Genomic DNA, 24,657 nt, shown 5'->3' with positions numbered 1-24,657 from the left:
GCAGGGGGTGTCCCATGCGTCGAGTGGTTCTGGAGCGTTTTCCGGCCGGAAGTCCCCGGGGAAGCTGGCCCGCCGAGGAGTACGCCGCGCAGCGCTTGCGCGAGGGCGTGCCGGCCGAGGTGGTGATGGACTTGGACAGTGACGCGTTCCTCGTCGTCGTGCGGCAGCGGGAGGTGCATTCCGGTCACTGACCGGCCACGGGAAGATCCGGTCGGCGCACGCCCCTTGGCCTCGTGCCGCCGCAGCCCCACACTGTCCCGATGACGCAGCGTGTGGACCTGGCGACGGTGATGGACCGGCTGGCGATCGACGAGGTGGTCACGGGGTACGCGGTGGCCGTCGACGACGGCGACTGGGCGGCGTACCGCGCCCTGTTCACGGCGGCCGGGCGGGCCGACTACCGCTCGGCGGGCGGGATCGAGGGCCCGGTCGGGGAGGTCTCCGCGTGGCTCGCGGAGACCATGAAGCTGTTCCCGGTGCGTCAGCACCTCGTGGTCAACCGGCTGATCCGGCTGGAGGACCGGGGCGGTTCGCCCGGCGACAGCGCCGAGGTCCGGGCCGACTTCCTCAATCCGATGAGGCTGGCGGGGACGGAGTTCGACGGGACGGTCACCGCGCCCAACTTCGTCGCGGCCGGGCGCTACGTCTTCGCGCTGGCCCGCACCGGCGACGGCTGGCGGCTCACCCGTGTCACCGTGCACGAGAAGTGGCGGCACATGACCCCCTAGGAGTGTCCGTAAGGGGCGGCCACCGCGCGCGCTCGCCCGGCCGGGCCCGGTAGGCCCGGCACTGCCACACTGGAAGCGGAGGCGTGCCATGGTCTCGTCCCGGACCGGACGGTCCCCGCGGTGGCGTGCGCCGGCCGCGGTCGCCGCCGGCGCCCTGCCCGCGCTCGCCTTCCCCGCCCCCGCGCTCTGGTGGTTCGCGTACGCCGCCCTCGTGCCGTGGATGCTGCTGCTGAGGTCGGCCCCGGCCGGGCGCCGGGCGGCTCTGGAGGGCTGGCTCGGCGGCGCGGGCTTCATCGTGGCCGTCCACCACTGGCTGCTGCCCAGCCTCCACGTCTTCCTGCTGCCCCTGGCAGCGCTGCTGGGTCTGCTGTGGGTCCCCTGGGCGCTGCTGGTACGCGCACTGCTCGGCGGGCTCCCGTCCGGCCGCCGGGCGGGAGCGGCGCTGGTCCTCGTACCGGCGGGCTGGCTGCTGTCGGAGCTGGCCCGGTCCTGGCAGGGGCTGGGCGGCCCGTGGGGGCTGCTGGGGGCCAGCCAGTGGCAGGTCCCGCCGGCGCTGCGGCTGGCTTCGGTGGGCGGGGTGTGGCTGGTGAGCCTGCTGGTGGTGGCGGTGAACTGCGCCCTGGTGCTGCTGGTCGCGGTACCCGGGGCGCGGGTCCCGGCGCTGGCCGGGGTGACGGGCTGCGCGGTGCTGACGGGGGTGGTGTGGCTGTGGGTGCCGCGCCCCGAGGTGTCGGGCGCGCTGCGCGTGGCCGTCGTACAGCCGGGCGTGGTGGTGGAGGGCAGCGACGGGACCTCCGGCCCCGAACGGCGGTTCGCGACCGGGGAGCGGCTGACGCGGACGCTGGCGGGGCAGCGGGTAGATCTGGTGGTGTGGGGCGAGAGCAGTGTCGGCGAGGACCTGGCGGCCCGGCCGGACCTGGCGCGCCGGCTGGCCTCGCTGTCCGCGGAGGTCGGCGCTCCGCTGCTGGTGAACGTGGACGCGCGGCGGGCGGACGGCCCGGGGATCCGCAAGAGCGCCGTGCTCGTGGGCGCCGACGGGCCTACCGGGCCCCGGTACGACAAGATGCGGCTGGTCCCCTTCGGCGAGTACATACCGGCGCGGTCCCTGCTGGGCTGGGCCACCTCCGTCGGCAAGGCGGCCGGTGAGGACCGCGTGCCCGGCACCTCCCCGGTGGTCATGGACCTGCCTGCCCGGCCCGACGGCAGGCCCGGGATCCGGCTCGGGCCCCTGGTCTGCTTCGAGTCGGCGTTCCCCGACATGAGCCGGCACCTGACCCGCGACGGCGCCGGCCTGCTCGTCGCCCAGTCGGCGACCTCCACCTTCCAGGACAGCTGGGCCCCGGCGCAGCACGCGTCGCTGGCGGCGCTGCGCGCGGCCGAGGACGGCCGCCCGGTGGTGCACGCCACCCTCACCGGCATCAGCGTGGTGCACGGGCCGTCCGGGGAGCGGATCGGGGCCGCCCTGCCGACCTCGGCGAGCACGGCGGCGGTGTACGAGGTCCCGCTCTCCACCGGCACGACCCTCTACGTCCGGTACGGCGACTGGCCGGTGACCGCGGCCCTCGCGGCGCTGGCGGCCGCCTGCGCCGCCCTGGGCGTCCATACGCTCAGGAGGCCTGCTCCAGAGCCGAGTGCACCACCCGCTCGCACAGCTCGTGGGTGAGCAGCGCGTCCCGCGCGCTGAGCGTCTTGCCCGCCACGACGGCCTCCAGGAAGTGGTCCACGACCTGCTCGATGCCGCGCTGGCGGGCGACCGGCACCCAGTCCCCGCGGCGCCGCACGGTCGGCTGGCCCTTGTGGTCGATGACCTCGGCGAGGTTGACGACCTGCCGCTTGGTGTCCTGCCCGGACACCTCGAGGATCTCCTCGGTGGAGCCGGACAGCCGGTTCATGATGCCGAGAGCGGTGAAACCGGCCCCGGACAGCTGGAGCACGACCTGGTGCATCAGCCCGTCGCGCACCACGGCCCGGACGTCGACGTGATCGGCCTCGCCGGGCAGCAGGAAGCGCAGGGTGTCGACGACGTGGATGAAGTCGTCCAGGACCAGGGTGCGGGGGTCCTCGGGCAGCCCGACGCGGTTCTTCTGCATGATGATGAGGTCGCGGGGGTGATCGGCGCACTGCACGTAGCCGGGCGCGTGGCGCCGGTTGAAGCCGACGGCGAGGGAGACGCCGTGCTCCTCGGCCAGCTCCACCAGCCGCAGGGAGTCGGCGAATTCGTAGGCGAGCGGCTTGTCCACGTAGGTCGGCACGCCGGCCTCCAGCAGCCGCGTGACGATCTCGGGGTGGACGGCGGTCGGGGCGTGCACGAAGGCCGCGTCCAGGCCCTGGTCGAGGAGCGCGTCGAGACCGGTGTGCAGGCGCGCCGCCGGGATGTGGTGGAAGGCTCCGACCCGCTCCAGCGTGGCGGGCGTGCGCGTCTGCAGGTGGAGCTCGACTCCCGGGCGGGTGGTGAGGACGGGCAGGTACGCCTTCTGCGCGATGTCGCCGAGTCCGATGCAACCGACCTTCACCGGGGGGCCTCCTGGTTCGTTCCTTGTGGGATGCCCGCAGCTTAATCCCTGGTGACCCGGGCCCGGTTCGCCGAGGATGGCCCCATGACCACCACCTCCGGATCACATCGCCCCGAGCCCTCCACGACCGCCGCCGAACGCGACATGCTCGACGGCTGGCTCGACTACCACCGCGCCACCCTCCTCTGGAAGTGCGAGGGGCTTCAGGAGGAGCAGCTGCGCCGCACGCCGCTCGCGCCCTCCGAACTGAGCCTGCTGGGCCTCGTACGGCACATGGCCGAGGTGGAGCGGTACTGGTTCCGGGAGATCATGCTCGGCGAGGACCTCCCGGAGCTGTACTCCACGCGCGAGGACGTGGACGGCGACTTCCACTTCACCGACGGGGACACCTGGGCGCAGGCCGAGCAGGTGTGGCAGACCGAGGTCGGGCTGGCCAGGCAGGCCGCCGCGGGCCGCTCGCTGGACCTGGTGTCGAAGGCCGAGAGCCACCACCGCGGCGAGGTCTTCAGCCTGCGCTGGGTCTACACGCACATGATCGAGGAGTACGCGCGCCACAACGGCCACGCGGACCTCCTGCGCGAGCACCTCGACGGTGCCACCGGCGAATAGGGGGTGGCGCGTCACCCGTGCGGGGTGAATATGGGCCCAGGGTTTTCACAACGCGGTCCTCGCCCAGCAGAGTTGCGCGAGTGCATCCAACCCGAACCACGACAACGCTGCTGCTCGGAGTCGCCTGCGCCGTCTCGGCCGTCTCCGGCTGTGTGAATGTGAGCCCCGGCCCCGTGCAGCCGGCGGCGACCCCCGCCTCGGGGGTACCGCCGCACCACGAGCCGCGCGGCGGGCCGGGAGCCGCCCCGGTCGTCGTACGGGCGCCCGCGCTGGAGGCGCTGGAGTCGGTCCCGGACGGGCTCCCGCAGCCCAGGGCCGCCGCCTCCGCCTCCGCTCCGGCGGGCGCGTCCGCGCAGCCGGCCTCCCCGCGACCGTCCGGTGGGCCCCTGGAGGCGGCGCCGCCGGTTCCGGACATCCCCGAGCCCCGGAAGCCCGCGAAGGAGGCCTCCGGCCGTCCTGGCGGCCGCCAGGACCACACGCGGTCCGACGGGAAGGCCGGGCGCGAGCTGATGAAGGAGCTGCCGGTGCGGCCGGCCGATGTGTGCGCGCTGGGCCGACGGCACGGGCGATGGGACCCGGACAGCCCGGAGGCCCGCATCTGCGCGGGCGTCCAGGGGAGCTGACCGGCTCACGGGGACTGCTCCGGGAACGGCCGGGGCCCCCCGCCCGGTTCCACGGCCAGGCGCCGCTCCAGCCGGGCGATGGCGGCCCGTACGCCGTTCCCGTAGCCGTCGTCGGGCAGTGCGCCGGTGGCGGCGCGGGCCCGGGCCAGGTGGATCCGGGCCGCCTCCGGCCGCCGGAGTTTGGCGTAGTCGGCGGCCAGGCTCAGGTGCAGGGACGGGTAGAACGCCAGCATGGCGGGCCCCTGGCCGTCCTCCAGGCCTTCGGCGGCGGTCAGCGCCCTCAGGTCCCAGGCCAGTTCGTCGGCGGGGTCGTCCTGGGCATCGGCCATGTAGTGGGCCAGGGTGCACCGGTGCAGGGGGTCGCCGTCCTCGCCGATCTCGGACCAGATCGCGCCGAGCCGGTTGCGGGCCTCCTCGCGGTCCCCGGCGTGCAGCAGGATGACCGCCTGGCCGATCCTCGTCATGACGGCGTCCTCCGACGCCTCCTGCTGCTCCGTCACGGCGGCCTCCGGCTTTCTCCTGCCAGACCTGCTCCGGTCTGATCGTCAAGAAGCTAGCCGGAGGCACCGGCATTGCCGCCGAGGCGCGGGGCTTCGTCAGCCGAGGTCCGGGATCCGCCAGTCGATCGGCTCATGGCCCTGCGCGGCGATGGCCTCGTTGATCTGCGTGAAGGGCCGGGAGCCGAAGAACTTCTTGGCCGAGAGCGGCGAGGGGTGGGCGCCCTTGACGATCACGTGCCGCTCCTCGTCGATGAGCGGGATCTTCTTCTGGGCGTAGGCCCCCCAGAGCACGAAGACGGCCGGGTCGGAGCGCTCGGACACGGCGCGGATCACGGCGTCGGTGAACTTCTCCCAGCCCTTGCCCTTGTGCGAGTTGGGCTCGGCCTCGCGGACGGTGAGCACCGCGTTGAGCAACAGGACGCCCTGGCGCGCCCACGGCATCAGATATCCGTTGTCCGGTACCGGCAGGCCCAGCTCCTCCTTCATCTCCTTGTAGATGTTTCGCAGGGAGGGAGGGGTCTTGACCCCGGGCCGCACGGAGAAGCACAGGCCGTGGCCCTGACCGGCGCCGTGGTAGGGGTCCTGGCCGAGGACCAGCACCTTCACCTGGTCGAACGGCGTGGCCTCCAGGGCCGCGAAGACCTGGTCGTGGGGCGGGTAGACCGGCCCGTTCGCCCGCTCCTTCTCGACGAACTCGGCGAGTTCCCTGAAGTAGGGCTGGTCCAGCTCCCCGCCGAGGACGGGGAGCCAGGACTCGGGCAGCATCTGGGTCACGGCGAAAACCTCCGGTACAAGTTCGCAAGTTCGTTGACTGATCACGAACCTACCGGTGCCCACTGACAACGCCGCGGGCGCGGGCCCCGCTCGACGGCCGAGCGGGCCCCGCTCGACGGCTACCAGCTGGTCTTGCGGTACAGCTCCCACATCTGGAAGACGGTCTGCGGGTCCAGCGCCCGCTCGGCGCCGGCGATGTCCTCGCCCGCGGCGACGTACAGCTTGCCCTGCCACAGCGGCAGCAGCCGGACGTCCTCGGCGAAGATCTGCTGCGCCTGCTCGAACTCGTGGACACCGGCCGAGCGGTCGCCCTCGCGGCGGGACTTGGGCAGCAGCTCGTTCAGGATCTGGGCGGGCTCGTAGGGGGTGCCGACCGCGTTCTCCTTGCCGACGAACGGCGCGATGAAGTTGTCCGGGTCCGGGAAGTCGGGGAACCAGCCGCGGCCGAAGACCGGGTACTCCTGGCCCTTGTAGCCCTCCTGGAAGGTCTTCCAGGGCTGGCTGCGCAGGGTGACCTTGAAGAGCAGGCTCTCGTCCAGCTGCCGCTTGAGCTCGGTGAACTCCTCGGCGGTGGAGGATCCGTACCGGTCGGTGGTGTACCAGAAGGTCAGCTCGACCGGCTGGTTGATGCCGGCGTCCCGCAGGATCTTCTTGGCCTTGTTGACGTCCGCGGCCCCGTACTTGTCGTAGAAGGGCGTCTTGTGGCCGACGACCCCCTTCGGAACCATCGAGTACAGCGGCTCGGCGGTGCCCTGGTAGACCTTGGAGACGAGCGCGCCGCGGTCGACGAGCTGCGCGATGGCCTGGCGCACCGGGAGCTTGGCGACCATCGGGTCCTTGGGGTTGAAGACCAGGTAGCGGATCTCGGCGCCGACGTTCTCGACGACCTGGACGCCGAGCGTGTGCGCCTCGGGGTTCTGCAGGTCCCGGATCTCCGCGGCCGACAGGCCTCGGTAGGTGGCGTCGATCTCCTTCGCCTTGAGCGCGGAGACCATCTTCTGCGAGTCGGTGAAGTAGCGGATGGTGACCGAGTCGTTGCGGCGGTTGGCGAAGCCGCTGTAGCTCTCGTTGCCGCCCAGGACGGCCTCGGAGCCCTCCTTGTACGAGTCGAGCACGTACGGGCCGGAGCCGGTGACCTTGCCGTCCTGGCGCAGCTTGTCGGCCGGGTACTCCTTGGGCGCGACCAGCGAGGCGGCGGGCGAGCCGAGGACGAACGGGAAGGTGGCGTCCGAGGTGTTCAGGTGGAAGACGACCGTCAGCGGGTCCGGCGTCTCGATCCTCTCCAGGCTGTTGAAGAGGTCCTTCGGGCCGACCTTGGAGCCGATGGTCCTGATCCGGTCGAGGGAGTGCTTGACCGCCTTGGAGTCGAGCGCCTCGCCGTTGGAGAACTTCAGGCCCTTGCGCAGGGTGCACCGGTACGCCTGGCTTCCCGAGTCCGTGAACTCGCAGCTCTGGGCGGCGTCCGGCTGGGGCTTGCTGGAGCCCGAGGGGAAGGCGAGCAGCGTCTGGTAGACGTTCCGGTACAGCTCCCAGGAGCCGTCCCATGCCGCGGCGGGATCGAGGGTGCTCGGGGCGCTCGTCGTGCCGACGACGATCGGCTTCGCGTCGTCGGCGCTGTCGTCCGAAAGCAGGCCGCAACCGGCGAGCAGGGATATGGACGCAAGGGCCGCAGTGATCTGCAGGCATCTGGTCCGGTTGAACACGTGCACGCTCCTCGATCAGCCAGGGGTGCGGCAGACCCTACCGCAGTGCCCCACGAATCCAAGGGGGAGGTTTCGTGGGGCACTTGACCGGTTTCGCGCACATTCGGTATGCATTTGCCACCCCTACGGAGGCAAATGCGTCCGATTATCGGTCAGTGCACTCCGGCATTGAGGAACATTCCTCCATCAAGCACCAGGGTCTGCCCGGTGACCCATTCCGCTTGTGTGGATGTGAGGAACGCCGCTGCCCCTCCGACGTCCTCCGGGAGCCCGAGCCGGCCGAGCGGATAGGCGGCCGCGGCCTCCTGCTCGCGGCCCTCGTAGAGCGCCTGCGCGAACTTCGTCTTGACCACCGCGGGGGCGATCGCGTTGACCCGGACCGCGGGGGCCATCTCGTGGGCGAGCTGGAGGGTGAGGTTGACCATGGCGGCCTTGCTCATCCCGTACGCGCCGATGAAGGGCGAGGCGGAGACGCCGGCGATCGAGGCGATGTTCACGATCGCCCCGCCGTTCTCCTTCTGCCAGGCGTGCCAGGTGCGCTGGGCGAAGCCGAGCGCCGAGATCACATTGGTCTCGAAGACCTTGCGCGCGACCCCGAGGTCCAGGTCGGCGAGCGGGCCGAAGACCGGATTGGTGCCGGCGTTGTTGATCAGGAAGTCGACGCGGCCGAAGGCCTCCATGGTCCGCTCGACGGCGACGGCCTGGTGCTCCTCGTCGTGCGCCTTGCCGGCGACCCCGATCACCCGGTCCGCGCCCAGCCGCTCGACGGCCTCCTTGAGGGCCTCCTCGTTGCGCCCGGTGATGCAGAGCCGGTCGCCGCGCGCGACCAGCGCCTCGGCGATGCCGTAGCCGATGCCCCGGCTCGCACCGGTGATCAGTGCGACCTTGCCGCTGTCGGTGCTGCGTTCTGTGCTGCGTTCTGTGCTGTCCGTCATGGCCCTGCGCCTGCCTCTCGTGGACTCGTCAGTTGAGCGGGCCGCCGGCCACGTACATGACCTGGCCGGAGACGAAGCCTGCGGCCTCGCCGGTGAAGAAGGCGATGGCGTTGGCGATGTCCTCGGGCCGGCCCACCCGCTGGACGGGGATCTGGGTGGCGGCGGCCGCCTGGAAGTCCTCGAAGCCCATGCCGACGCGGGCGGCGGTCTGGGCGGTCATCTCGGTGACGATGAAGCCGGGGGCGACGGCGTTGGCGGTGACGCCGAACTTGCCGAGCTCGATGGCCAGGGTCTTGGTGAAGCCCTGGAGGCCGGCCTTGGCGGCGGAGTAGTTGACCTGGCCGCGGTTGCCGAGGGCGGAGCTGCTGGAGAGGTTCACGATGCGGCCGAACTTGGCCTCGACCATGTACTTCTGACAGGCCTTCGACATCAGGAAGGCACCGCGCAGGTGCACGTTCATGACCGTGTCCCAGTCGGTCTCGCTCATCTTGAAGAGGAGGTTGTCGCGCAGTACGCCCGCGTTGTTGACCAGGATGGTCGGAGCGCCGAGCTCGCTCGCCACGCGTGCGACGGCCGCCTCCACCTGCGCGCCGTCGGAGACGTCGCAGCCGACCGCCAGGGCCTTGCCGCCGGCCGCGGTGATCGCCTCCACGGTGTCCTTGCAGGCGGCCTCGTCGAGGTCGAGTACGGCGACGGCCCGGCCCTCGGCGGCCAGGCGCACGGCGGTGGCCGCGCCGATGCCCCGGGCCGCCCCGGTCACGATCGCGACGCGCTGCTCGGTGGTGGACATGCTGGATCTCCTCGCCCTTGAGAGGCGGCCGCCCGGAGGTGAGCAACCGCTTAGTAGCTTCAGCTGAGGAGACGCTAGGATCCCTGGCACCCGGTGTCAACGCCCGCCGGATCCAGGCCCTCCGGCGTGTGGCGCACGGGGAGCGCCGTCAGTGGACGAGCAGGTCCAGCAGCCGCTCCACCTCCGCCGCGGGATCGGCCGTCAGACCGGTGTGCACCGGCCCCGGCTGCACCACCGTGCTCCGCGGAGCGATCAGCCACCGGAACCGCCGCCCCGCGTCGTCCCCGGAGGCCTGACCGGCGGACTCGCCGCCCGCGCACACGCCCTCCACCGCGCGCAGGGCCGCCCGCACCCCGGCCACGTCGGCCCCGGGATCCAGTGCGAGCAGCTTCGCCTCGTCCAGATGGGTGCGCGCCGCCACGTACCCGTGGGCCCGGCAGTAGACGATCACGCCGGCGTTGAAACACTCGCCGCGCTCCATCCGGGGCACCACACGCACCAGCGCGTACTCGAACACGTCCCGCTTGGTCACTCGCCGTCGCTCTTCTTCTTGGTCTTGTGGGGCCATTCCGTCAGGTGGTCCGTGAGCCAGCCCGGCGGCTTCTGCGGGGCCTTCACCTCGGCCTCCAGCGAGATCCTCTCGTGGATCGTGGCCGCGCGCGGCAGCAGCGCCTCCACGTAGGCGCGCCGCAGCGCGTCCGTGGAGTCGAAGCCGGGCTCGTCCACCAGCCACTCGTCGGGCACGTCGGCCGCGACCTCGGTGAGCAACTCCTCGGTGACCAGCGGCGCGAGCGCGGCCGCCGCGGCCGCGATGTCCGGCCCGGCGGGCGCCAGGACGTGGTCGGAGGCGTTGTAGGGCTTGGCCGCCGCGGCCTCGGCGGTGGGCCAGTTGTGGTGCCAGATCATGGTGGCGCCGTGGTCGATGAGCCAGACGTCCCCGTGCCAGACCAGCATGTTCGGATTGCGCCAGGACCGGTCGACGTTGTTGATCAGGGCGTCGAACCAGACCACGCGCCCCGCCTCGACCGGGTCCACCTGGTAGGCGAGCGGGTCGAAGCCGATCGAGCCGGGCAGGTAGTCCATGCCCAGGTTCAGCCCGCCGCTGGCCTTGAGCAGCTCCTGCACCTCCTGGTCGGGCTCGCCGAGCCCGATGACGGGGTCGAGCTGCATCTGCACCAGCCGTGGGACCCGTAGTCCCAGCCGCTGGGCCAGGCGGCCGCAGATGACTTCGGCGACGAGGGTTTTGCGGCCCTGGCCGGCTCCGGTGAACTTCATGACGTAGGTACCGAGGTCGTCGGCCTCGACGATTCCCGGGAGCGAGCCGCCCTCACGCAGGGGCGTGACGTAGCGGGTCGCGATCACTTCGGACAGCATCCGCCCAGGTTACGGGGGTCAGGGCGCCGGAGCCCACTGCTTTAGGAGGGCTTCGGCCGTGGTGACGGCCGCGACCAGCGAGAGCGAGTTGCGGATCACCTCGGCGGTGCAGGAGGCGGGCACCCCGGCGATGGCGTCGGCCGGAACCACGACCCGGTAGCCGAGGTTCACCGCGTCGAAGACTGTGTTCGGGATGGCGATGTTGGAGGAGACCCCGGTGACGACGAGGGTGCGGACGCCGAGGTTGCGCAGCAGGGCGTCCAGATCGGTGCCGGCCATCGGGGAGAGCCCGTGCAGCCGGCGGACGACGAGGTCCCGCTCGGCGACGGTGATGGGGGCCGCGACCTCCACGGCCCTGCTCCCGGTCAGCTGGCGCACGGGCAGCCTTCCGGCGGCCCGGAACAGCCGCGCGTTGCTGTTCGCCCCGAGCCCGTCGGGCCGCCGCTCGGCGACCGCGTGCAGCACCTGCACGCCGGCCCCGCGCGCGGCGTCCACCAGCGCCGCCACCCGGCCCAGCATCCCGGAGTCCCGGGCCTCCTTCGCGAGCTCGGGCAGGGCGCTCTCCTCGCCGACGACGCCGTTCTGGCACTCGACGGTGAGCAGCGCGGTGGTGGCGGGATCGAGATCCTGCATGGCTCCCCCTGGCGTGACGACCGAAGAGCCCGCATGATTCCTGACACACAGTCAGATGTGAAGGGGTGCGGGACGGATGACCGAAGCACGGACGGGAAGCGGACAACGCCGGGGCCGCCGGATCATGATGACCGACGCGGAGGTGGACGCCTTCCTGCGCGAGCAGCGGACCTGCCGGGTGGCCACGGTCTCCCCCGACGGCCGCCCGCACGTGGGGGCCCTGTGGTTCGCCTGGGACGGCACGTCCCTGTGGCTGTACTCGATCACGCGCAGCCGGCGCTGGTCGGACCTGCGCGAGGACCCCCGGATCTCGGTGGTCGTCGACTCCGGCGAGTCCTACGACGAACTGCGGGGCGTCGAGCTGTCGGGCAGCGCCGTCTTCGTCGGCGAGGCCCCGCGCACCGGTGAGCCCTGCCCGGAACTCGCCGAAGCGGAGCGGATCTTCCCGGTCAAGAACTTCGGCATGGCGCAGATGCCCCACGACGGGCGGCACGCCTGGATCCGCCTCACCCCCGACTCGATCGTCTCGTGGGACTTCCGCAAGCTCTAGAGAAACCGCCTACGGGGTGTGCCGGACCTGCGCCGCCTGCTGCAGCGACTCGACGGCGGCCCGGACCGAGGGCCGGCGGTCGGCGTCGGCGCGCCAGACCGCGTACACGTGGCGGCGTACGGTGTCGTCGACCGGCAGCAGCCGGACCCCCGACGGCACCGGGCCGCGGCCCAGCTTCGGCGCCACGCACACCCCGAGCCCGGCCTCCACGAAGGCCAGCTGGGTGTGGTGCTCCTCGGCGATGTGGGTGATGCGCGGCTCGATGCCGGTACCGCGCAGGGTGTAGACGAGCCACTCGTGGCAGAACTGGCCCTCGTTCCAGGAGATCCAGTCGTCGTCGGCGAACTCGGCGAGGGAGACCTCGCCGTCCCGGCCGGCCAGCCGGTGCCCGGCCGGGACCGCGATGTCGACCGAGTCGTCGAGCAGGTGCGTGCGGGTGAGCTCGACGGGCACCGGCATCCGCTTGTTGTGCCAGTCGATGGCCAGCGCCAGATCGAGGTCCCCGCGCACCACCGCGGCCATGGACTCCTCGGGCTCCTGCTCGCGCACCCGCACGCGCAGCTCCGGATGCCCCTCGCGCAGTGCGGACAGGGCCCGGGGCAGCAGCCCGCGCATGGCGGTCGGGAAGGCGCCGATGCGCAGCTCGCCGACCGCGCAGCCGCGCTGCGCCTCCACGTCGGCCTGGGCGAGCTCCACCTGGGAGATGATCCGGGCCGCGTGGTCGGCGAGCAGCCGCCCGGCGTCGGTGAGCCGGACCCCGCGCCCGTTCCTGGTGAGCAGCGGCTGGCCGACCTCCCGCTCCAGCTTGGCCATCTGCTGGGACACTGCGGAGGTGGTGACGTGGAGTCCGTCGGCCGCGCCGCTGACCGAGCCGTGCCGGGCGAGGGCATCGAGGGTGCGGAGGCGCTCCAGGTTCAACATGTAAGCGATGCTACGCCGTCACGCCCAAAAATTCTCGCTTGTCCTACGAAGTTGATACACGCACAGTAAGGGGCATGAGCGCACCGGCCACCCCACGCCCCACCCTCTCGACCCCCGCCCCGCCCGCCCCGAAGGCCGGCCGCCGCAGCGTCCTCCTGGACTGGCGGGTCCGTTTCGCGATCCTTTCGGTCATCTGGGGCTTCAGCTTCCTGCTGATCAAGGTGGGCACGGAGGCGTACGCACCCTTCCAGGTGGCCCTGGGCCGGGTCCTGTTCGGCGCTCTGGCCCTCCTGGCCGTCCTGCTGGTCCGCCGGGAGCCGCTGCCGCGGGGCCCGCGCACCTGGGGTCACCTCGCCGTCGCGGCGTTCCTGCTCAACACCGCCCCGTTCTCGCTCTTCGCGTACGCGGAGCTGAGCATCCCCTCCAGCCTGGCCGGCATCTGCAACGCCACGTCCCCGCTGTGGGGCATGGCGCTCTCCCTGGTGGCGCTCTCCGAAGACCGCCCCACCCGCCGCCGCTTCGCGGGCCTGGGCCTGGGCTTCCTGGGCGTCCTCACGGTCCTCGGCGCCTGGCAGGGCTTCTCGGGGGTCGACGCCAAGGGCACCGCCTTCGCCCTGCTGGCCTCGCTCTGCTACCCCATCGGCTGGATCTACGTCCGCCGCACGCTGGCCGGCACCCCGGGCTCGCCGGTGGCCCTGACCGGCGGCCAGCTGATGGTCTCCACGCTCCAGCTCACACTGGTCAGCGCCCTGTTCACGTCCACTCCGACCGCTTTCCCCCTCTGGCCGACCCTGTCGGTGGTCGCCCTGGGCGCCCTGGGTACGGGCCTGGCCCTCCAGATGCAGTACGGCCTGGTCACGGAGGTCGGCCCGACCACCGCCCAGATGGTCACGTACTTCATCCCGGTCATCGCCACCACGGCCGGCGTCCTGGTCCTCGGCGAACAGCTCCACTGGAACACCCCGGTCGGCGCCGCGATCGTGCTGACCGGCGCCGCCCTCACCCAGACCCGCCCCGGGACCCGCCGACGCACGTGACGCCTGCTACGGTCCGGACGATCATCACAACGCCCGGGGGCAACACATGAGCATCGGCGTCTTCCTGTTGGCCTTCGGCCTGTCGGCCACGGTCCTGGGCGGTTCGGTCGCACTGAACGTCCGGGGCGCGGCCGCCTCGCTGGAGCGGCGGGCCGCGGCCAACGCGGAGCTGCGCCGGCACGCCCGAGGAATCCTCGACCCGGCACAGCGGGTCGCCTCGGCCGGTGTCTACCGCTTCCTCGGCACGGCCGTCGCTCTGGCCGGCTCCCTCCTCGCCCTGGTCGGCCTGGTGGAGACCTTCGCCTGACTCCGCCGACGGGCCGGGCCCCGCCCGCACCCGAAGCGCGGGTCCCGGAGCCAGAGCCCCGGGACGCCACGGGGCGGGGGCCTTCGTCAGACGTAGCGCGCGCCCGCCGGCCCGGGCCGCACCGCCGCGGCAACGGCATCGGCCAGCCCGGCCACCTCTTCCACCCCCAGCCCGGAGACGGTCAGCCGTACGCCCGGCGGGGACTCGACGCGGAAGCGGGCGCCCGCCGTCACCGCCCACCCCGCGGTCAGCAGCCTCGTCACCACACCCGTCTCGTCGTCCACGGGCACCCACACGTTCAGCCCGCTGCAACCGTGGGCCCGGACGCCCCGCTCCCGCAGGGCCGCGACCAGGCCGTCGCGCCGCTCCCCGTACGAGCGGGCCACCGCGGCCGTGTCCACCGCCCCCGAGGTCCACAACTCCACCACCGCGTACTGGAGCAGCCGGCTCACCCATCCCGGGCCGAGCCGCTGTCGTCCGCGGACCCGGTCCAGTGTCACCGGGTCGCCGGTGAGGACCGCCAGCCGCAGGTCCGGACCGTACGCCTTGGCCGCGGAGCGGATCAGTGCCCAGTGCCGGGTCGCTCCCCCCAGGGGGTACAGGGGGAGGTCCACGATCCCGTGCCCGTGGTCGTCGTCGATGACCAGGACCCCGGGACGGTCCGCCAGCAGCGCCCGGAGCTCCGCCGCCCTCGGCGCACTCACCGCCGCCCCCGTGGGGTTCTGCGCCCGGGCGGTGACCAGCAGCGCGCGTGCCCCGGCCGCCAGGGCCTGCGCCACCGCCCCGGGCAGCGGACCGTCGTCGTCCACCGCGACCGGCAGGATCCGCAGCCCGAGCGCCGACACCAGGTCCAGCACACTGCTCCACCCCGGGTCCTCGACCGCGACGGCGTCCCCGGGCTTCAGGTGGGCCGCCAGGACCCGTTCGATGGCGTCCAGCGCGCCCGAGGTCACCGCGATCGGCCCGTCCGGCACCCCGTCGGCGTCGAGGCCGGCCCGCGCCGACCGCGCCAGCTCCGGTGCGACCGGGTCCTCCCCGTAGAGCGTCGGCGCCTGCGCGTACCGCCGGGCGGCCGCGGCCAGCGCACCGTCGAGCGAAGGCAGCAGCGCCACGTCGGGATTGCCCGCCGTGATGTCCCGCACGCCTGCGGGCACGGCCGTGCGCAGCGCGTCGCGCGGGGCGCTCGCCGGGCGGGCCCGCACCCGGCTGCCGCGCCGCCCGTCGGTCTCGATGACCCCGCGCTCGCGCAGCGTGCGGTACGCGGCCGCCACGGTGTTGGGATTCACCCCCAGCTCACCGGCGAGCTCCCGCATCGGCGGCAGCAGCGCTCCGGGGGCGAGCGCTCCCGATCCCACGCCCTCTTCGACGCTCGCCGCGATCTCGGATGCGCGGCGCCCTGTGATTGAATAGTCTCCTAGCACAAAGACCAGTATGCACTAGTGCAATGGAGTTCGCAGCATGACCGTCACGCCTGTCAACGACGCGTACGCGCCCACCGACCGCACGGTCCCCACGCGCTCCCCCAAGCGGGCCCGCTACGACCGCGAGACGGTGCACTCGATACTCGACCAGGCCTACGTCTGCCACCTCGGCTTCGTCCGCGACGGCGCGCCGGTGGTGCTGCCCACGCTCTTCGGCCGGGTCGGCGAATCCCTCTACATCCACGGCTCCACCGGCTCCCGCCCGCTCCTCGCGGCGGGCAAGGCCGACCCGGGCCTGCCGGTGTGCGTGACCGTGACGCACGTCGACGGCCTGGTGCTGGCCCGCTCCGCGTTCCACCACTCGCTGAACTACCGCTCGGTGGTCGTCCACGGCACCGCCTACCAGGTGACCGACGAGGAGGAGTGCCGGATGGCGCTCGACGCCCTCGTCGACCACGTCGTCCCGGGCCGCTCGGCGGACTCCCGGCCCGCCAACGCCAAGGAACTCGCGGCCACCGCGGTGATCCGCCTCGACCTGACGGAGGTGTCCGCCAAGATCCGTACGGGCGGGCCGAACGACGACGCCGAGGACCTGGGCCTGCCCCACTGGGCGGGCGTGGTCCCGGTCGCGCAGGCGTACGGAACCCCCCAGGCCGCGGCGGACCTGGCCCCCGGCATCGCCACCCCGGGCTACCTCGCGGCGCTCTGAGGACGCCGCCGAGAAGGCCGCTCCACGGCGGCGGCCGGGCCGGCCGGATCACCCGCCGGCCGGTCCGCCGCCGCATCCGCCGGCCGGCTCGCCTCCGCCGTGATCAGCGCCCCCACCGCCGTCAGCAGCAGTACGGTGCCCAGCATCACGGCGCCGGTCAGCCGCTCGCCGAGCAGCAGGACGGCGATCGCCGCCGCGCTCACCGGCTCGATCAGCATGATCACCGACACGGTCGCGGACCGCACCGCGGCGGCCCCGGTGAAGTAGAGCGCGTACGCCAGCGCCGTCGGCACGGTCGCGACGTACACCAGCAGCCAGATCACCCGCCCGATCTCGGCGGTGTGCGGCAGCAGTCCCTCCGCGGCACCGAGCGGCAGCAGGCACACCGCGCCCACCCCGGCCGACCAGGCGGTGGTGACGAGAGGGTCCCCGCCCGCCCCGCGCCGCCCGAGCAGGCGGGCCCGCAGCGTCATCGCCGCGTACCCGGCGGCCGACAGCAGCGCCCAGCAGACACCGAGCGGGCGCACCTCGCCGCCCCCGCTGCCCAGGACCAGTACGCCCAGCCCGGCCAGCGCCCCCACGACGGCGGCCAGGCCCCCGCGCCCGAGCCGCTCGCCCATCCAGTACCGCGCTCCGAGCGCGATGAGCACGGGCCCGGCTCCGAGGGTGACCACGGTGCCGACGGCGAGGCCGGTCTCGCGTACGGCGGCGAAGTAGGCGGCCTGGAAGAGCGTGAACATGAGCCCGGTCGCGATCAGGGAGCCCACCGAAGGCCGTACCCGGGGGAGACCGCGGCGCGGCCGGCGCAGGGCGAGCACCCCGAGCAACACCACGAGTCCGCCCGCGCACCGCCAGAAGGACAGGGCGAGCGGGCCGAGGTCACTGGCGAGGAAGAGGAGGGAGGCGGCCGCCCCGGCGGTGCCCCAGGCGGCTCCGGCGACGACGAGGTACAGCAGACTGCGCCCGGCAGCGGGCGAAAGGTTCGACACGTGAAGTCTCCGCGCATGCGTGAAGGATGAAAGAGGAAGGTCATCGCTTCGCGGGCAGCGCGCACCCGCCCGGGAACTCCCCGGGCCGGGTGGGTTTCACACGGGGCCGCCCGCGCTAGGCGGCGGGAGGCGGAAGCACGGTCGACGGCATGGCCGCCACCCTATGCGGTGGCGGTTTCGCGGTCCAGCACGGCCGGATCGGCCGCGGCCGGCGGGGTCGGCCGGGAGGACTGCGCGATGAAGGCGCCGCCCAGCACCAGCCCGCCGCCCACGATCTGCCAGGTCGAGAGGTGCTCGCCGAGCAGGATCCAGGCGAACACGGTGGCGACGACCGCCTCCAGGCAGGCCACCACGCCCGCGACCTGGGGTGACAGCTTGCGCACCGAGACCACACCGGTCAGGTAGGCGAAGACGGTCGCGATCAGCACCACCCAGCCGAGCAGCACGAGCGCGGGCACCATCGTCCCGCCGACGGAGGCCTGGCCTTCCAGCACCTGCCAGTCGATCTCCCAGGGCCGGGCGATCACCGTCATCACCAGGGCGCCGATGATCATGCCGTACGCGATCACCCCGAGCGGGTCCGGTACGTCGTCCCCGTCGGCGCCCTGGTCGGCGAAGACGAAGTAGAAGGCCTGGCAGCAGGCGGCGGCGAGTCCGAACAGCACGCCGAGCAGGTCCAGGCTCAGCCCGGCCCAGATCTCGACCACGCAGGCCAGGCCGACGACGGCCACGGCGGCGCCGGCCGCGGCGCCCCGGGTCACGGGCTTGCGCTGCACGAAGCGGATCCAGCCCAGCAGCAGCGCCGGCCCGAGGTACTCCAGCAGGAGGGCCACGCCGACGGGGATCCGGGACAGGGAGGCGAAGTAGAAGGCCTGCACGCCCGCGACGGCGACGAGCCCGAAGCCCGCGAGCAGGGCGGGCTTGCGCCGCACGAGATCGCGGTGGCGCCAGGCCAGCGGGGACAGCACGAGCGCTGCCCCGGCCACCCTGAGCCAGACCATGTGGAGCGGGTCCAGACCCGCCTCGATCAGCGGCTTCGCCGCCACTCCGGAACCACCGAACGCGAACGCCGAGACCAGGGCGAGGCCCAGCCCGGCGTTTTTCCCTGTCGCTTGCATCGGGCCATCATGGCAGGGCCGGTCAGCACCGTCACCGGCATGACACCTGTTGAGACGCACCCGACACCCCGGGGCGCCGTCCCGCGATATCTGACTGGTCGTCAGTATTGAATGTTCCGCCCGCCGGGGCTACGTTCCGCCGCACGTACCCGACGAGAAGGGGTGGTCGCATGGCCGAAGTCACCGCGGAATCACGCATCGAGGCGCCCGCCGCGAAGGTCTGGTCCCAGCTGACCGACTGGGACGCGTACGGCCAGTGGAGCATGACCCACACCAACTTCCCGCAGGGCGGCCCGCAGAGCCTCGCGGTCGGCTCCACCTTCGCCGAGAACATGAAGATGATGGGCTTCCCCGCCGAGGTCGTCTGGACGGTCTCCGAGCTGGAGGACGAGCGCCTCTTCGCCATCACCGGCAAGGGCCCGATGGGCGTGGCCGTGCTGACCCGGTACACCCTGACCCCGGACGGCGGGGCCACCACCGTCCGCATCGACGGCGAGTTCACGGGTGCCGCCGTCTCCCTCATGGCGGGCAAGCTGAAGGACTCGGCCACCGCCGCGCTGAACGAATCCCTCCGCAAGCTGGCCGGCCTGGTCACCTGAGCCCCGGCGGCCGGCCCACACCCCTGCGCACGACAGCGCCCCGCGGAACGTCCGCGGGGCGCTGTCGCATGCTCGCCGGGTGCACTCAGTGCTCGTCGGCCAGGATCAGGTAGAGCTTCTTGCGGGCGTCGTTGATGACGGCGAGGGCCTTCTCCCGCTGCTCGGGCGAGCCGGTCTTGAACACCTGCCCGAAGGCCTCCATCAGGCCGACACCGGCCGTCCGGACCTCGTGCATCGCCTCGAAGTCGAAGCCGCGCCCCGCGTCGGCCCAGGGGGCGTCCGGACCCGATTCGGCCTCGGCACGGCCCGTGTCGGTGAGCGTGAACAGCTTCTTGCCGCCCTCGCTCGCGCTGACGATCAGGCCCTCGTCCTCCAGCAGCTGGAGGGTCGGGTAGACGGAGCCGGGGCTCGGCTTCCAGGCCCCGCCGCTGCGCTCGCCGATCTCCTGGATCATCTCGTAGCCGTGCATCGGCCGGTCGGCGAGCAGCGCCAGGATCGAGGCGCGCACGTCACCCCGCCGGGCCCGGCCGCGCGGTCCGCCGCGCCCGCCGCGCCCACCGAAGGGCCCGCCGCCGAAAGGCGGCCCGAACGGCCCGAAGGCGGCGCGCAGCCCCCTGAACTCCTCCCGACGATCGGGCCCGCAGTGGCCGTGGCCTCGTCCGTGCTCATGCCCGTCGCCGTGTCCGTGCTGTCCGTGTGAACGCATGACCGCGCTCCTTTCGTCACTTCGTCGTCGCTTCATCGGTTCTCCGATGTCTCCACTATCGAAGACCGCTCGCGATGTGTCAACGATATATCGGAACACGTCGCCGACAGTCGCCTGACGAAGCAAGGCCAGTCATCCCGGATTGGCCTTTGTCAGTGATCAAGGAACCGCCCTAACGTCGGGCCATGCGCATCCGAATCGTCGACGCCTTCACCGACCGTCCCTTCCAGGGGAACCCCGCTGCCGTCCTGCTCCTGGACGACGCGTTCCCGCCGGACGCGTGGCTCCAGCAGGTCGCCACCGAGATGAACCTCTCCGAGACCGCCTTCGCGCACCCCCTGCCGCCGGGCGGGGACGCGGACTGGGCGCTGCGCTGGTTCACCCCGGCCGCCGAGGTGGACATGTGCGGCCACGCCACGCTCGCCACCGCGCACGTACTGGCCACCAGCGGGCGGGCCACGGGGCTCATCCGGTTCGCCGCCCGCTGCGGCGTCCTCACCGCCGAGGCCGCCGGGGACGGCACGATCACCATGGACTTCCCGACGTCGTCCCTCACCCCGGTCGCGGCGCCGGCCTCGGTGGACCACGCGCTCGGCGGCGCGCCCATCCTCTCCGTGCACGACACCGCCCCGCACATCGGCGACCTCCTCGTCGAGCTCGCCGACGAGAAGACCGTCCGCGAGCTGGAGCCGGACCACGCCGCCCTGCGCGCCTTCGCCAGGCGCGGGGTGATCGTCACCGCGCCCGCCGAGGACCCCTCCCGCGGGTACGACTTCGTCTCCCGCGGCTTCTTCCCCGCCTTCGGGATCGACGAGGACCCGGTCACCGGCAGCGCGCACACCGCCCTCGCCCCCTTCTGGGCGGGCCGCCTGGGGCGCACGGAACTGACCGGTCTCCAGGGCGGAGCCCGCCAGGGCCTGGTACGGGTTTCCCTGGCCGGCGAGCGGACGCTCCTGACCGGTCACGCGGTCACCGTCCTCGACGGGGAGCTGCTCAGCACCCCCTGACCGGGCCGGTCAGGGCGTCGGCAGCCAGCCCACCTTGCCCGCGAGCAGGGCGTACCCGCCGAAGGCCACGATGTCGAGCAGCGCGTGCGCGACGACGAGCGGTCCCACGCGGCCCCAGCGGCGGTAGGCCAGCACGAAGACGACGCCCATCACCACGTTGCCGATGAAGCCGCCGATGCCCTGGTAGAGGTGGTACGAGCCGCGCAGCACGGAGCTTGCGAGCAGCGCGGCCATCGGCGACCAGCCCAGCCCGTCCAGCCGTCGCAGCAGGTAGGCCAGCACGATGACCTCCTCCACGACGGAGTTCTGCACGGCGGAGAGGATCAGTACGGGGAACTTCCACCACACGTCGGGCAGCGCCTCCGGCACCACCGTGAGGTTGAAGCCGGTGGCCCGGGCACCCAGGTAGAAGAGCAGCCCGGCGCTCCCGATCCCGGCCGCCACGAGGGCCCCGCGCCCGAGATCGCCCGCGGGCCGGGTCCGGTCGAAGCCCAGCACCCGCAGCCCGGGCGCGCCCTCGCGGGTCAGCAGGTGCGCCACCAGCAGGACGGGGACCAGCGCGGTGCCGATGCCGAACAGCTGCCAGGCCAGGTCGAGCCAGGGCCGGCCGGGGGCGTAGGAGCCGTTGAGCGTGGCGGCCTGGTCCTTGAGCCCGCCCGGCTTGGTGAGCGAGCCGATGAAGCTGATCAGCGCCGAGACCCCGCTCGCGCCCAGCGACAGCGCCAGCACGAGCACCGTCTCGGCGCGCAGGACCGCCCTTCCGGGACGCCGCCCGTCCTCGCCCAGCTCCACGACCACCGGCTCCGGCTCCGCGCGCACGCCCGACTCCCGTCCCGCCATCCCGCTGCGCCCCGGCGCGGCGACCTTCCGATTCCGACCTCCCCATACTGCCTCCTCGGCGGGCCGGGGGGATCACCGTGGCGGGTCGGCGGACCGGCAGCGGATCAGGTCCCGCGCTGGGCCGGGATCACCACCTCCTCCGCCAGGCCGACGGGCCAGGTGTGCACGGGGTCGCCCTTGTGCATCAGCTCGCTGTAGCGCCGGGTGGTCGCGGCCAGCGCCTCGTCCCGCGCCAGGCCGGACGCCAGGGCCCGGTGGTAGGTGTCCACCTGCCAGGTCGCCCCGTTCACCCGCCGCCGGCAGCGCTCCTCGATGATCCCGAGGTAGCGGTCCCGGTCCGCGGGCTCGATGCCCCAGGCGTCCAGGCCGGCCGCCGCCATCGGCAACAGCTCGTCCAGCACCAGCCGTACGGCGGGCACACCGGCCAGTCCCCCTCCCCCGCCGCGGCCCCGGCGCGGCCACCGCAGCCGCGCGTCGATCCCGTACCGGCAGGCCGCGTCGAAGTTGGCCTCCGCCTCGGCGAAGGGCAGCCGCGTCCACACCGGGCGCGGCTCATCGGCCAGGGTGCGTACGAGCCCGTAGTAGAAGGCGGCATTGGCGACGACATCGGCGACCGTGGGCCCGGCCGGCAGCACCCGGTTCTCCACCCGCAGGTGCGGCACCCCGTCGGCGACCCCGTACACCGGCCGGTTCCAGCGGTAGACGGTGCCGTTGTGCAGCACCAGCTCCTGGAGCCCCGGCACCCCGCCCTCCGCGAGCACCCGCAGCGGCTCCTCCTCGTCGCAGATCGGCAGCAGGGAGGGGAAGTAGCGCACGTTCTCCGCGAAGAGCTCGTACGCCGAGTCCACCCAGCGCTCCCCGAACCAGGTGCGCGGGCGCACGCCCTGGGCCTGGAGCTCGGGCGGCCGGGTGTCCGTGGCCTGCGTGAACAGCGGCGGCCGCGACTCCCGCCACAGCTCGCGCCCGAACAGGAAGGGCGAATTGGCGCCGACGGCGATCTGCACGGCCGTCACCGCCTGCGCCGCGTTCCACACGTCCGCGAACCGCGCCGGCGTCACCTGGAGATGGAGTTGAACGGACGTGCAGGCGGCCTCCGGCACGATCGACCCGGAGGTCCACACGAGCCGCTCGACGCCCTCGATGTCGAGGGTGAAGTCCTCCCCGCGCATCATCAGGATCTGCTCGTTGAGCAGCGAGTAGCGGTCGACGGCCGAGAGGTTGGCGGTGACCAGGTCCTCGCGGGAGATCGTGGGAAGAATGCCGATCATCACCACGCCGGCGTCGATCTCGGCGGCCTGCCGGTGGGCGTAGCCGAGCCCCGCGCTCAGTTCCTCGGCGAGCTGGTCGAAAACGCGGCCGCCGAGCCGGTGGGGAAGGACGTTAACCTCCAGGTTGAACATTCCGAGTTCCGTCTGGAAATCGGGACTCGCAATGCGCTCCAGCACCTGCGCATTCACCATTCTCGGCAAACCGTCGGCCCCCGCGAGATTCAGCTCGATCTCCAGTCCCATCATGTTCTTCGGACGATCGAACCTCTTCTCCGCCAGAAGCCGCTCCAGTCCCTCCAGACACTCGTGGAGCTTCCTTCGATACCGCTGCCGATCGGACAGGTCGAATCCGCCCGCCACGACCTTCTCCCCCATCGAAGCGTCCCTCCTCGAGTGGCCTGGCGTGGGACACCCAGGCGCGCGTTACGGTCGATGATGCCCCGGCAGCGTGATCCATAACGCCGACGGGGGCGCGAGTGGCGAGGAGCGCGCGCCGGTTTGGCCGAAGGGGGCTTCGGCACATTCACCTGGCAACTTCCCGGGCGCACATTCCCCGTCGACTTTGCCCCCTCCGAATAACCGATGCTTTCCAGCCGAGCCCCCGTCCGGTAACCTCCGAGGTCAGCGCGACATGTTCGCGCGCATCCGGCATGAATGCCATGTCAGCGGGACCGGTAAGCGCCTTGTCGGCAATAGGCGGGACAGCTAGCCGAAACACTGCGTGAACACATGTCGTATAAACTCCGCAAACGAGGCAGAGAGTTGGCGCGCGGCCATTGCCCCTCAGCCCCCCTCTGGCCCCAGAATGCGACAGCCCCGTCCGCACCTGCCCCCGTTCCACCGGTCTCCCAAGTGAGAGGCGACCCACCATGCCGCTGCATGTCCCTCCGGCTCCCGCGCCCGCCCTGCGCAGCGTCCTCGCGGCACTCGGTTCCCCCACCGCCGTCCATGAGGCGCACACTCCGGCCCTGCGCACGCTCCAGGGGCCGATGACCGCCGAACTCCCGCTCCCCGTACACGTCCTCGACCGGCTGAACGTGTCGGGCCTGGCGGCCGGCGGCCGGCCGCCCCGTACGCGGCTCACGGGCTGGCGGTTCCTGATCCGCAGCGGCGACCGCTACGTCGCGGCCGCCGACACCCGCATGACACCGGACGGCTGGGCCTTCTCCCACTTCTTCGAGGGCCCGTACGTCGCCGCCACCGAGCGCGCCCTGCGCCAGGCGGAATCGCTCACCACGAGCTACCAGCCCCGCCTGCTGTCCGTACCGGAGTTGTACATGCTGACCCTGTGGCTGCACGGGGCGGTCGGCGCCGACGCCTCCGCCGGCCTGCCCGCCGGCGAGGACCTGCTGGTGCCCCTGGCCCCGGCCCCGCCCGGGATCGCCGCGTACCGGCCGCATCCCGTCTCCGAACTGCTGCCCGTACTGACCCACAGACTCACTCCCGCGACGGCTCCGGTCCCGCCCTCACTGGCCGCTCCGGCCGCCTGACCTGCCCGGTGGCCCGAGTTGCCCATTCGGCCTAGCCCGCTCGGGCCACGGGTGAACCATCCGAAATGACAGGGGAGTTGGCCTGAACCGCCCGCACGGGTGATGCGTCATCAATCTGTGAGGACAGCCGGCGGGAAATGCCTGCGAAGCGGCTGTCGTGGGGGAAGACTGATGACAAGCTCCCCGCGGGTGCGGGGATGACCCAGGGGGACGGCCATGAACCAGGTATCGAGCCGTAGCACGCAGACCACACCGCAGCGAAAGAACGCATCCATGTGCCAGCACCAGCCAGCCTGCCCGTCAGCCGACTCCGCCGACCGGGAGGCCGCGCACCCCGTGGCCAACCACCCGGAACAGGGCTGGAGCCTGCTGTGCAATGGCGTCCTGCTCTTCGAGGACACCGGTGAGCTGCTGCCCGACGGCCAGATCATCGCACCGCACCGCCCGCTCGCGGCGGCCTAGCCCACGGAGGCGCACCACGACGAAGGGGCCGGTCCGGGAAGGATCCCGGAC

Annotated in this window: 29 protein-coding genes; 13 read left to right on the top strand and 16 right to left on the bottom strand. The window is 72.5% G+C overall.

Features of this window, described 5'->3' with window-relative positions; translation table 11 throughout:
• Positions 1-14 precede the first annotated feature (14 nt).
• The 3 genes from ACIP5M_RS14415 to lnt all read left to right on the top strand — a co-directional run bounded on the left by ACIP5M_RS14415 (position 15) and on the right by lnt (position 2,391).
• The gene (locus ACIP5M_RS14415; protein WP_385183284.1) at positions 15-191 is read left to right on the top strand and encodes a hypothetical protein; all 177 of its coding nucleotides are present in this window, start codon (positions 15-17) and stop codon (positions 189-191) included.
• A 69-nt stretch (positions 192-260) separates the two neighbouring features.
• Positions 261-728 carry a nuclear transport factor 2 family protein gene (locus ACIP5M_RS14410; RefSeq protein ID WP_401196434.1) on the top strand — a complete coding sequence of 156 codons (468 nt, stop codon included), beginning with the start codon at positions 261-263 and terminating at the stop codon, positions 726-728.
• Between the two features lie 88 nt (positions 729-816).
• Complete coding sequence (gene lnt, locus ACIP5M_RS14405; protein ID WP_401196432.1) at positions 817-2,391, top strand: apolipoprotein N-acyltransferase; 1,575 nt, start codon at positions 817-819, stop codon at positions 2,389-2,391.
• Here the strand turns inward: lnt and ACIP5M_RS14400 are convergent.
• A complete protein-coding gene (locus ACIP5M_RS14400; RefSeq protein ID WP_401196429.1) occupies positions 2,336-3,241 on the bottom strand; it encodes a Gfo/Idh/MocA family protein in 906 nt (301 codons plus the stop codon). The genes lnt and ACIP5M_RS14400 overlap by 56 nt on opposite strands.
• Positions 3,242-3,325: 84 nt before the next feature.
• On the opposite strand from ACIP5M_RS14400, the gene ACIP5M_RS14395 reads away from it, so the two are divergent.
• The gene (locus ACIP5M_RS14395) at positions 3,326-3,850 is read left to right on the top strand and encodes a DinB family protein (protein WP_401196427.1); all 525 of its coding nucleotides are present in this window, start codon (positions 3,326-3,328) and stop codon (positions 3,848-3,850) included.
• Positions 3,851-3,930: 80 nt separating this feature from the next.
• Positions 3,931-4,473, top strand: a complete 543-nt coding sequence (locus ACIP5M_RS14390) for a hypothetical protein (protein WP_401196424.1) — start codon at positions 3,931-3,933, stop codon at positions 4,471-4,473.
• Between the two features lie 5 nt (positions 4,474-4,478).
• Here the strand turns inward: ACIP5M_RS14390 and ACIP5M_RS14385 are convergent, their stop codons facing one another.
• From ACIP5M_RS14385 to ACIP5M_RS14350, 8 genes are all read right to left on the bottom strand, one after another.
• Complete coding sequence (locus ACIP5M_RS14385; protein WP_401196422.1) at positions 4,479-4,973, bottom strand: hypothetical protein; 495 nt, start codon at positions 4,971-4,973, stop codon at positions 4,479-4,481.
• Positions 4,974-5,069: 96 nt separating this feature from the next.
• Positions 5,070-5,738, bottom strand: coding sequence for a uracil-DNA glycosylase (locus ACIP5M_RS14380; protein WP_401197180.1), 669 nt, complete (start codon positions 5,736-5,738; stop codon positions 5,070-5,072).
• A gap of 128 nt (positions 5,739-5,866) precedes the next feature.
• Positions 5,867-7,450 (bottom strand): ABC transporter substrate-binding protein, encoded by a 1,584-nt coding sequence (locus ACIP5M_RS14375; protein ID WP_401196420.1) that lies wholly within the window; start codon positions 7,448-7,450, stop codon positions 5,867-5,869.
• Between the two features lie 152 nt (positions 7,451-7,602).
• Positions 7,603-8,385: an SDR family oxidoreductase gene (locus ACIP5M_RS14370; RefSeq protein WP_401196417.1), complete on the bottom strand. Its 783-nt coding sequence runs from the start codon at positions 8,383-8,385 to the stop codon at positions 7,603-7,605.
• A 28-nt stretch (positions 8,386-8,413) separates the two neighbouring features.
• Positions 8,414-9,175 carry a 3-oxoacyl-ACP reductase FabG gene (gene fabG / locus ACIP5M_RS14365; protein ID WP_401196415.1) on the bottom strand — a complete coding sequence of 254 codons (762 nt, stop codon included), beginning with the start codon at positions 9,173-9,175 and terminating at the stop codon, positions 8,414-8,416.
• A gap of 148 nt (positions 9,176-9,323) precedes the next feature.
• Positions 9,324-9,707 (bottom strand): DUF3037 domain-containing protein, encoded by a 384-nt coding sequence (locus tag ACIP5M_RS14360; RefSeq protein ID WP_401196413.1) that lies wholly within the window; start codon positions 9,705-9,707, stop codon positions 9,324-9,326.
• Positions 9,704-10,549, bottom strand: a complete 846-nt coding sequence (locus tag ACIP5M_RS14355; RefSeq protein WP_401196412.1) for a HipA family kinase — start codon at positions 10,547-10,549, stop codon at positions 9,704-9,706. Before ACIP5M_RS14355 ends, ACIP5M_RS14360 begins: the two co-directional genes overlap by 4 nt.
• An 18-nt stretch (positions 10,550-10,567) precedes the next feature.
• Positions 10,568-11,182: a cysteine hydrolase gene (locus ACIP5M_RS14350; RefSeq protein ID WP_401196411.1), complete on the bottom strand. Its 615-nt coding sequence runs from the start codon at positions 11,180-11,182 to the stop codon at positions 10,568-10,570.
• A gap of 76 nt (positions 11,183-11,258) precedes the next feature.
• On the opposite strand from ACIP5M_RS14350, the gene ACIP5M_RS14345 reads away from it, so the two are divergent.
• A complete protein-coding gene (locus ACIP5M_RS14345; protein ID WP_401196408.1) occupies positions 11,259-11,732 on the top strand; it encodes a pyridoxamine 5'-phosphate oxidase family protein in 474 nt (157 codons plus the stop codon).
• A 9-nt stretch (positions 11,733-11,741) separates the two neighbouring features.
• Here ACIP5M_RS14345 and ACIP5M_RS14340 read toward each other — a convergent pair whose 3' ends face one another.
• Positions 11,742-12,653, bottom strand: a complete 912-nt coding sequence (locus tag ACIP5M_RS14340; protein ID WP_401196406.1) for a LysR substrate-binding domain-containing protein — start codon at positions 12,651-12,653, stop codon at positions 11,742-11,744.
• Between the two features lie 74 nt (positions 12,654-12,727).
• Between ACIP5M_RS14340 and ACIP5M_RS14335 the strand changes: the two genes are divergently transcribed.
• Both ACIP5M_RS14335 and ACIP5M_RS14330 read left to right on the top strand, forming a co-directional pair.
• Positions 12,728-13,690, top strand: a complete 963-nt coding sequence (locus ACIP5M_RS14335) for a DMT family transporter (protein ID WP_401196404.1) — start codon at positions 12,728-12,730, stop codon at positions 13,688-13,690.
• A 46-nt stretch (positions 13,691-13,736) separates the two neighbouring features.
• Positions 13,737-13,997 (top strand): hypothetical protein, encoded by a 261-nt coding sequence (locus tag ACIP5M_RS14330; protein ID WP_401196402.1) that lies wholly within the window; start codon positions 13,737-13,739, stop codon positions 13,995-13,997.
• Between the two features lie 86 nt (positions 13,998-14,083).
• Here the strand turns inward: ACIP5M_RS14330 and ACIP5M_RS14325 are convergent, their stop codons facing one another.
• Positions 14,084-15,418: an aminotransferase class I/II-fold pyridoxal phosphate-dependent enzyme gene (locus ACIP5M_RS14325; protein WP_401196399.1), complete on the bottom strand. Its 1,335-nt coding sequence runs from the start codon at positions 15,416-15,418 to the stop codon at positions 14,084-14,086.
• Positions 15,419-15,455: 37 nt separating this feature from the next.
• Here ACIP5M_RS14325 and ACIP5M_RS14320 point away from each other — a divergent pair, with 37 nt between their 5' ends.
• Positions 15,456-16,127 carry a pyridoxamine 5'-phosphate oxidase family protein gene (locus tag ACIP5M_RS14320; RefSeq protein ID WP_401196397.1) on the top strand — a complete coding sequence of 224 codons (672 nt, stop codon included), beginning with the start codon at positions 15,456-15,458 and terminating at the stop codon, positions 16,125-16,127.
• Here the strand turns inward: ACIP5M_RS14320 and ACIP5M_RS14315 are convergent.
• Together ACIP5M_RS14315 and ACIP5M_RS14310 are read right to left on the bottom strand one after the other, a co-directional pair.
• Positions 16,109-17,116: a DMT family transporter gene (locus ACIP5M_RS14315; protein ID WP_401196395.1), complete on the bottom strand. Its 1,008-nt coding sequence runs from the start codon at positions 17,114-17,116 to the stop codon at positions 16,109-16,111. The genes ACIP5M_RS14320 and ACIP5M_RS14315 overlap by 19 nt on opposite strands.
• 161 nt (positions 17,117-17,277) lie before the next feature.
• Positions 17,278-18,234, bottom strand: a complete 957-nt coding sequence (locus ACIP5M_RS14310; RefSeq protein ID WP_401196392.1) for an EamA family transporter — start codon at positions 18,232-18,234, stop codon at positions 17,278-17,280.
• Between the two features lie 170 nt (positions 18,235-18,404).
• On the opposite strand from ACIP5M_RS14310, the gene ACIP5M_RS14305 reads away from it, so the two are divergent.
• On the top strand, positions 18,405-18,833 hold the full coding sequence (locus tag ACIP5M_RS14305) for an SRPBCC family protein (protein ID WP_401196389.1): 429 nt from the start codon (positions 18,405-18,407) through the stop codon (positions 18,831-18,833).
• Between the two features lie 85 nt (positions 18,834-18,918).
• Here ACIP5M_RS14305 and ACIP5M_RS14300 read toward each other — a convergent pair whose 3' ends face one another.
• Complete coding sequence (locus tag ACIP5M_RS14300; protein ID WP_401196387.1) at positions 18,919-19,539, bottom strand: PadR family transcriptional regulator; 621 nt, start codon at positions 19,537-19,539, stop codon at positions 18,919-18,921.
• Between the two features lie 185 nt (positions 19,540-19,724).
• On the opposite strand from ACIP5M_RS14300, the gene ACIP5M_RS14295 reads away from it, so the two are divergent.
• Positions 19,725-20,546 carry a PhzF family phenazine biosynthesis protein gene (locus ACIP5M_RS14295; RefSeq protein WP_401196384.1) on the top strand — a complete coding sequence of 274 codons (822 nt, stop codon included), beginning with the start codon at positions 19,725-19,727 and terminating at the stop codon, positions 20,544-20,546.
• Positions 20,547-20,555: 9 nt separating this feature from the next.
• Here the strand turns inward: ACIP5M_RS14295 and ACIP5M_RS14290 are convergent, their stop codons facing one another.
• Complete coding sequence (locus ACIP5M_RS14290; RefSeq protein ID WP_401196383.1) at positions 20,556-21,365, bottom strand: CPBP family intramembrane glutamic endopeptidase; 810 nt, start codon at positions 21,363-21,365, stop codon at positions 20,556-20,558.
• A 125-nt stretch (positions 21,366-21,490) separates the two neighbouring features.
• On the bottom strand, positions 21,491-23,029 hold the full coding sequence (locus ACIP5M_RS14285; RefSeq protein WP_401196380.1) for a glutamate-cysteine ligase family protein: 1,539 nt from the start codon (positions 23,027-23,029) through the stop codon (positions 21,491-21,493).
• Between the two features lie 494 nt (positions 23,030-23,523).
• Here ACIP5M_RS14285 and ACIP5M_RS14280 point away from each other — a divergent pair, with 494 nt between their 5' ends.
• Together ACIP5M_RS14280 and ACIP5M_RS14275 are read left to right on the top strand one after the other, a co-directional pair.
• Positions 23,524-24,144, top strand: coding sequence for a hypothetical protein (locus ACIP5M_RS14280; RefSeq protein ID WP_401196379.1), 621 nt, complete (start codon positions 23,524-23,526; stop codon positions 24,142-24,144).
• Positions 24,145-24,417: 273 nt separating this feature from the next.
• Positions 24,418-24,606, top strand: a complete 189-nt coding sequence (locus tag ACIP5M_RS14275) for a DUF5999 family protein (protein WP_285440842.1) — start codon at positions 24,418-24,420, stop codon at positions 24,604-24,606.
• The last annotated feature ends 51 nt before the right edge of the window (positions 24,607-24,657 follow it).

The sequence above is a fragment of the Streptomyces sp. NPDC088762 genome (genome assembly GCF_044750905.1).
Classification (GTDB): domain Bacteria; phylum Actinomycetota; class Actinomycetes; order Streptomycetales; family Streptomycetaceae; genus Streptomyces.
The sequence above is the reverse complement of the archived record's forward strand: the minus strand, read 5'-3'. Positions and strand labels throughout refer to the sequence as shown.

Excerpts from the sequence above, each read along its gene's own strand:
- ACIP5M_RS14285 (WP_401196380.1), bottom strand. The coding sequence starts at position 23,029 with ATGGGGGAGAAGGTCGTGGCGGGCGGATTCGACCTGTCCGATCGGCAG.
- ACIP5M_RS14295 (WP_401196384.1), top strand. The coding sequence starts at position 19,725 with ATGCGCATCCGAATCGTCGACGCCTTCACCGACCGTCCCTTCCAGGGG.
- ACIP5M_RS14410 (WP_401196434.1), top strand. The coding sequence starts at position 261 with ATGACGCAGCGTGTGGACCTGGCGACGGTGATGGACCGGCTGGCGATC.
- ACIP5M_RS14350 (WP_401196411.1), bottom strand. The coding sequence starts at position 11,182 with ATGCAGGATCTCGATCCCGCCACCACCGCGCTGCTCACCGTCGAGTGC.
- ACIP5M_RS14280 (WP_401196379.1), top strand. The coding sequence starts at position 23,524 with ATGCCGCTGCATGTCCCTCCGGCTCCCGCGCCCGCCCTGCGCAGCGTC.
- fabG (WP_401196415.1), bottom strand. The coding sequence starts at position 9,175 with ATGTCCACCACCGAGCAGCGCGTCGCGATCGTGACCGGGGCGGCCCGG.
- ACIP5M_RS14355 (WP_401196412.1), bottom strand. The coding sequence starts at position 10,549 with ATGCTGTCCGAAGTGATCGCGACCCGCTACGTCACGCCCCTGCGTGAG.
- lnt (WP_401196432.1), top strand. The coding sequence starts at position 817 with ATGGTCTCGTCCCGGACCGGACGGTCCCCGCGGTGGCGTGCGCCGGCC.
- ACIP5M_RS14310 (WP_401196392.1), bottom strand. The coding sequence starts at position 18,234 with ATGCAAGCGACAGGGAAAAACGCCGGGCTGGGCCTCGCCCTGGTCTCG.
- ACIP5M_RS14380 (WP_401197180.1), bottom strand. The coding sequence starts at position 5,738 with ATGCTGCCCGAGTCCTGGCTCCCCGTCCTCGGCGGGGAGCTGGACCAG.
- ACIP5M_RS14335 (WP_401196404.1), top strand. The coding sequence starts at position 12,728 with ATGAGCGCACCGGCCACCCCACGCCCCACCCTCTCGACCCCCGCCCCG.
- ACIP5M_RS14275 (WP_285440842.1), top strand. The coding sequence starts at position 24,418 with ATGTGCCAGCACCAGCCAGCCTGCCCGTCAGCCGACTCCGCCGACCGG.
- ACIP5M_RS14345 (WP_401196408.1), top strand. The coding sequence starts at position 11,259 with ATGACCGAAGCACGGACGGGAAGCGGACAACGCCGGGGCCGCCGGATC.
- ACIP5M_RS14395 (WP_401196427.1), top strand. The coding sequence starts at position 3,326 with ATGACCACCACCTCCGGATCACATCGCCCCGAGCCCTCCACGACCGCC.
- ACIP5M_RS14415 (WP_385183284.1), top strand. The coding sequence starts at position 15 with ATGCGTCGAGTGGTTCTGGAGCGTTTTCCGGCCGGAAGTCCCCGGGGA.
- ACIP5M_RS14370 (WP_401196417.1), bottom strand. The coding sequence starts at position 8,385 with ATGACGGACAGCACAGAACGCAGCACAGAACGCAGCACCGACAGCGGC.
- ACIP5M_RS14305 (WP_401196389.1), top strand. The coding sequence starts at position 18,405 with ATGGCCGAAGTCACCGCGGAATCACGCATCGAGGCGCCCGCCGCGAAG.
- ACIP5M_RS14340 (WP_401196406.1), bottom strand. The coding sequence starts at position 12,653 with ATGTTGAACCTGGAGCGCCTCCGCACCCTCGATGCCCTCGCCCGGCAC.
- ACIP5M_RS14330 (WP_401196402.1), top strand. The coding sequence starts at position 13,737 with ATGAGCATCGGCGTCTTCCTGTTGGCCTTCGGCCTGTCGGCCACGGTC.
- ACIP5M_RS14320 (WP_401196397.1), top strand. The coding sequence starts at position 15,456 with ATGACCGTCACGCCTGTCAACGACGCGTACGCGCCCACCGACCGCACG.
- ACIP5M_RS14300 (WP_401196387.1), bottom strand. The coding sequence starts at position 19,539 with ATGCGTTCACACGGACAGCACGGACACGGCGACGGGCATGAGCACGGA.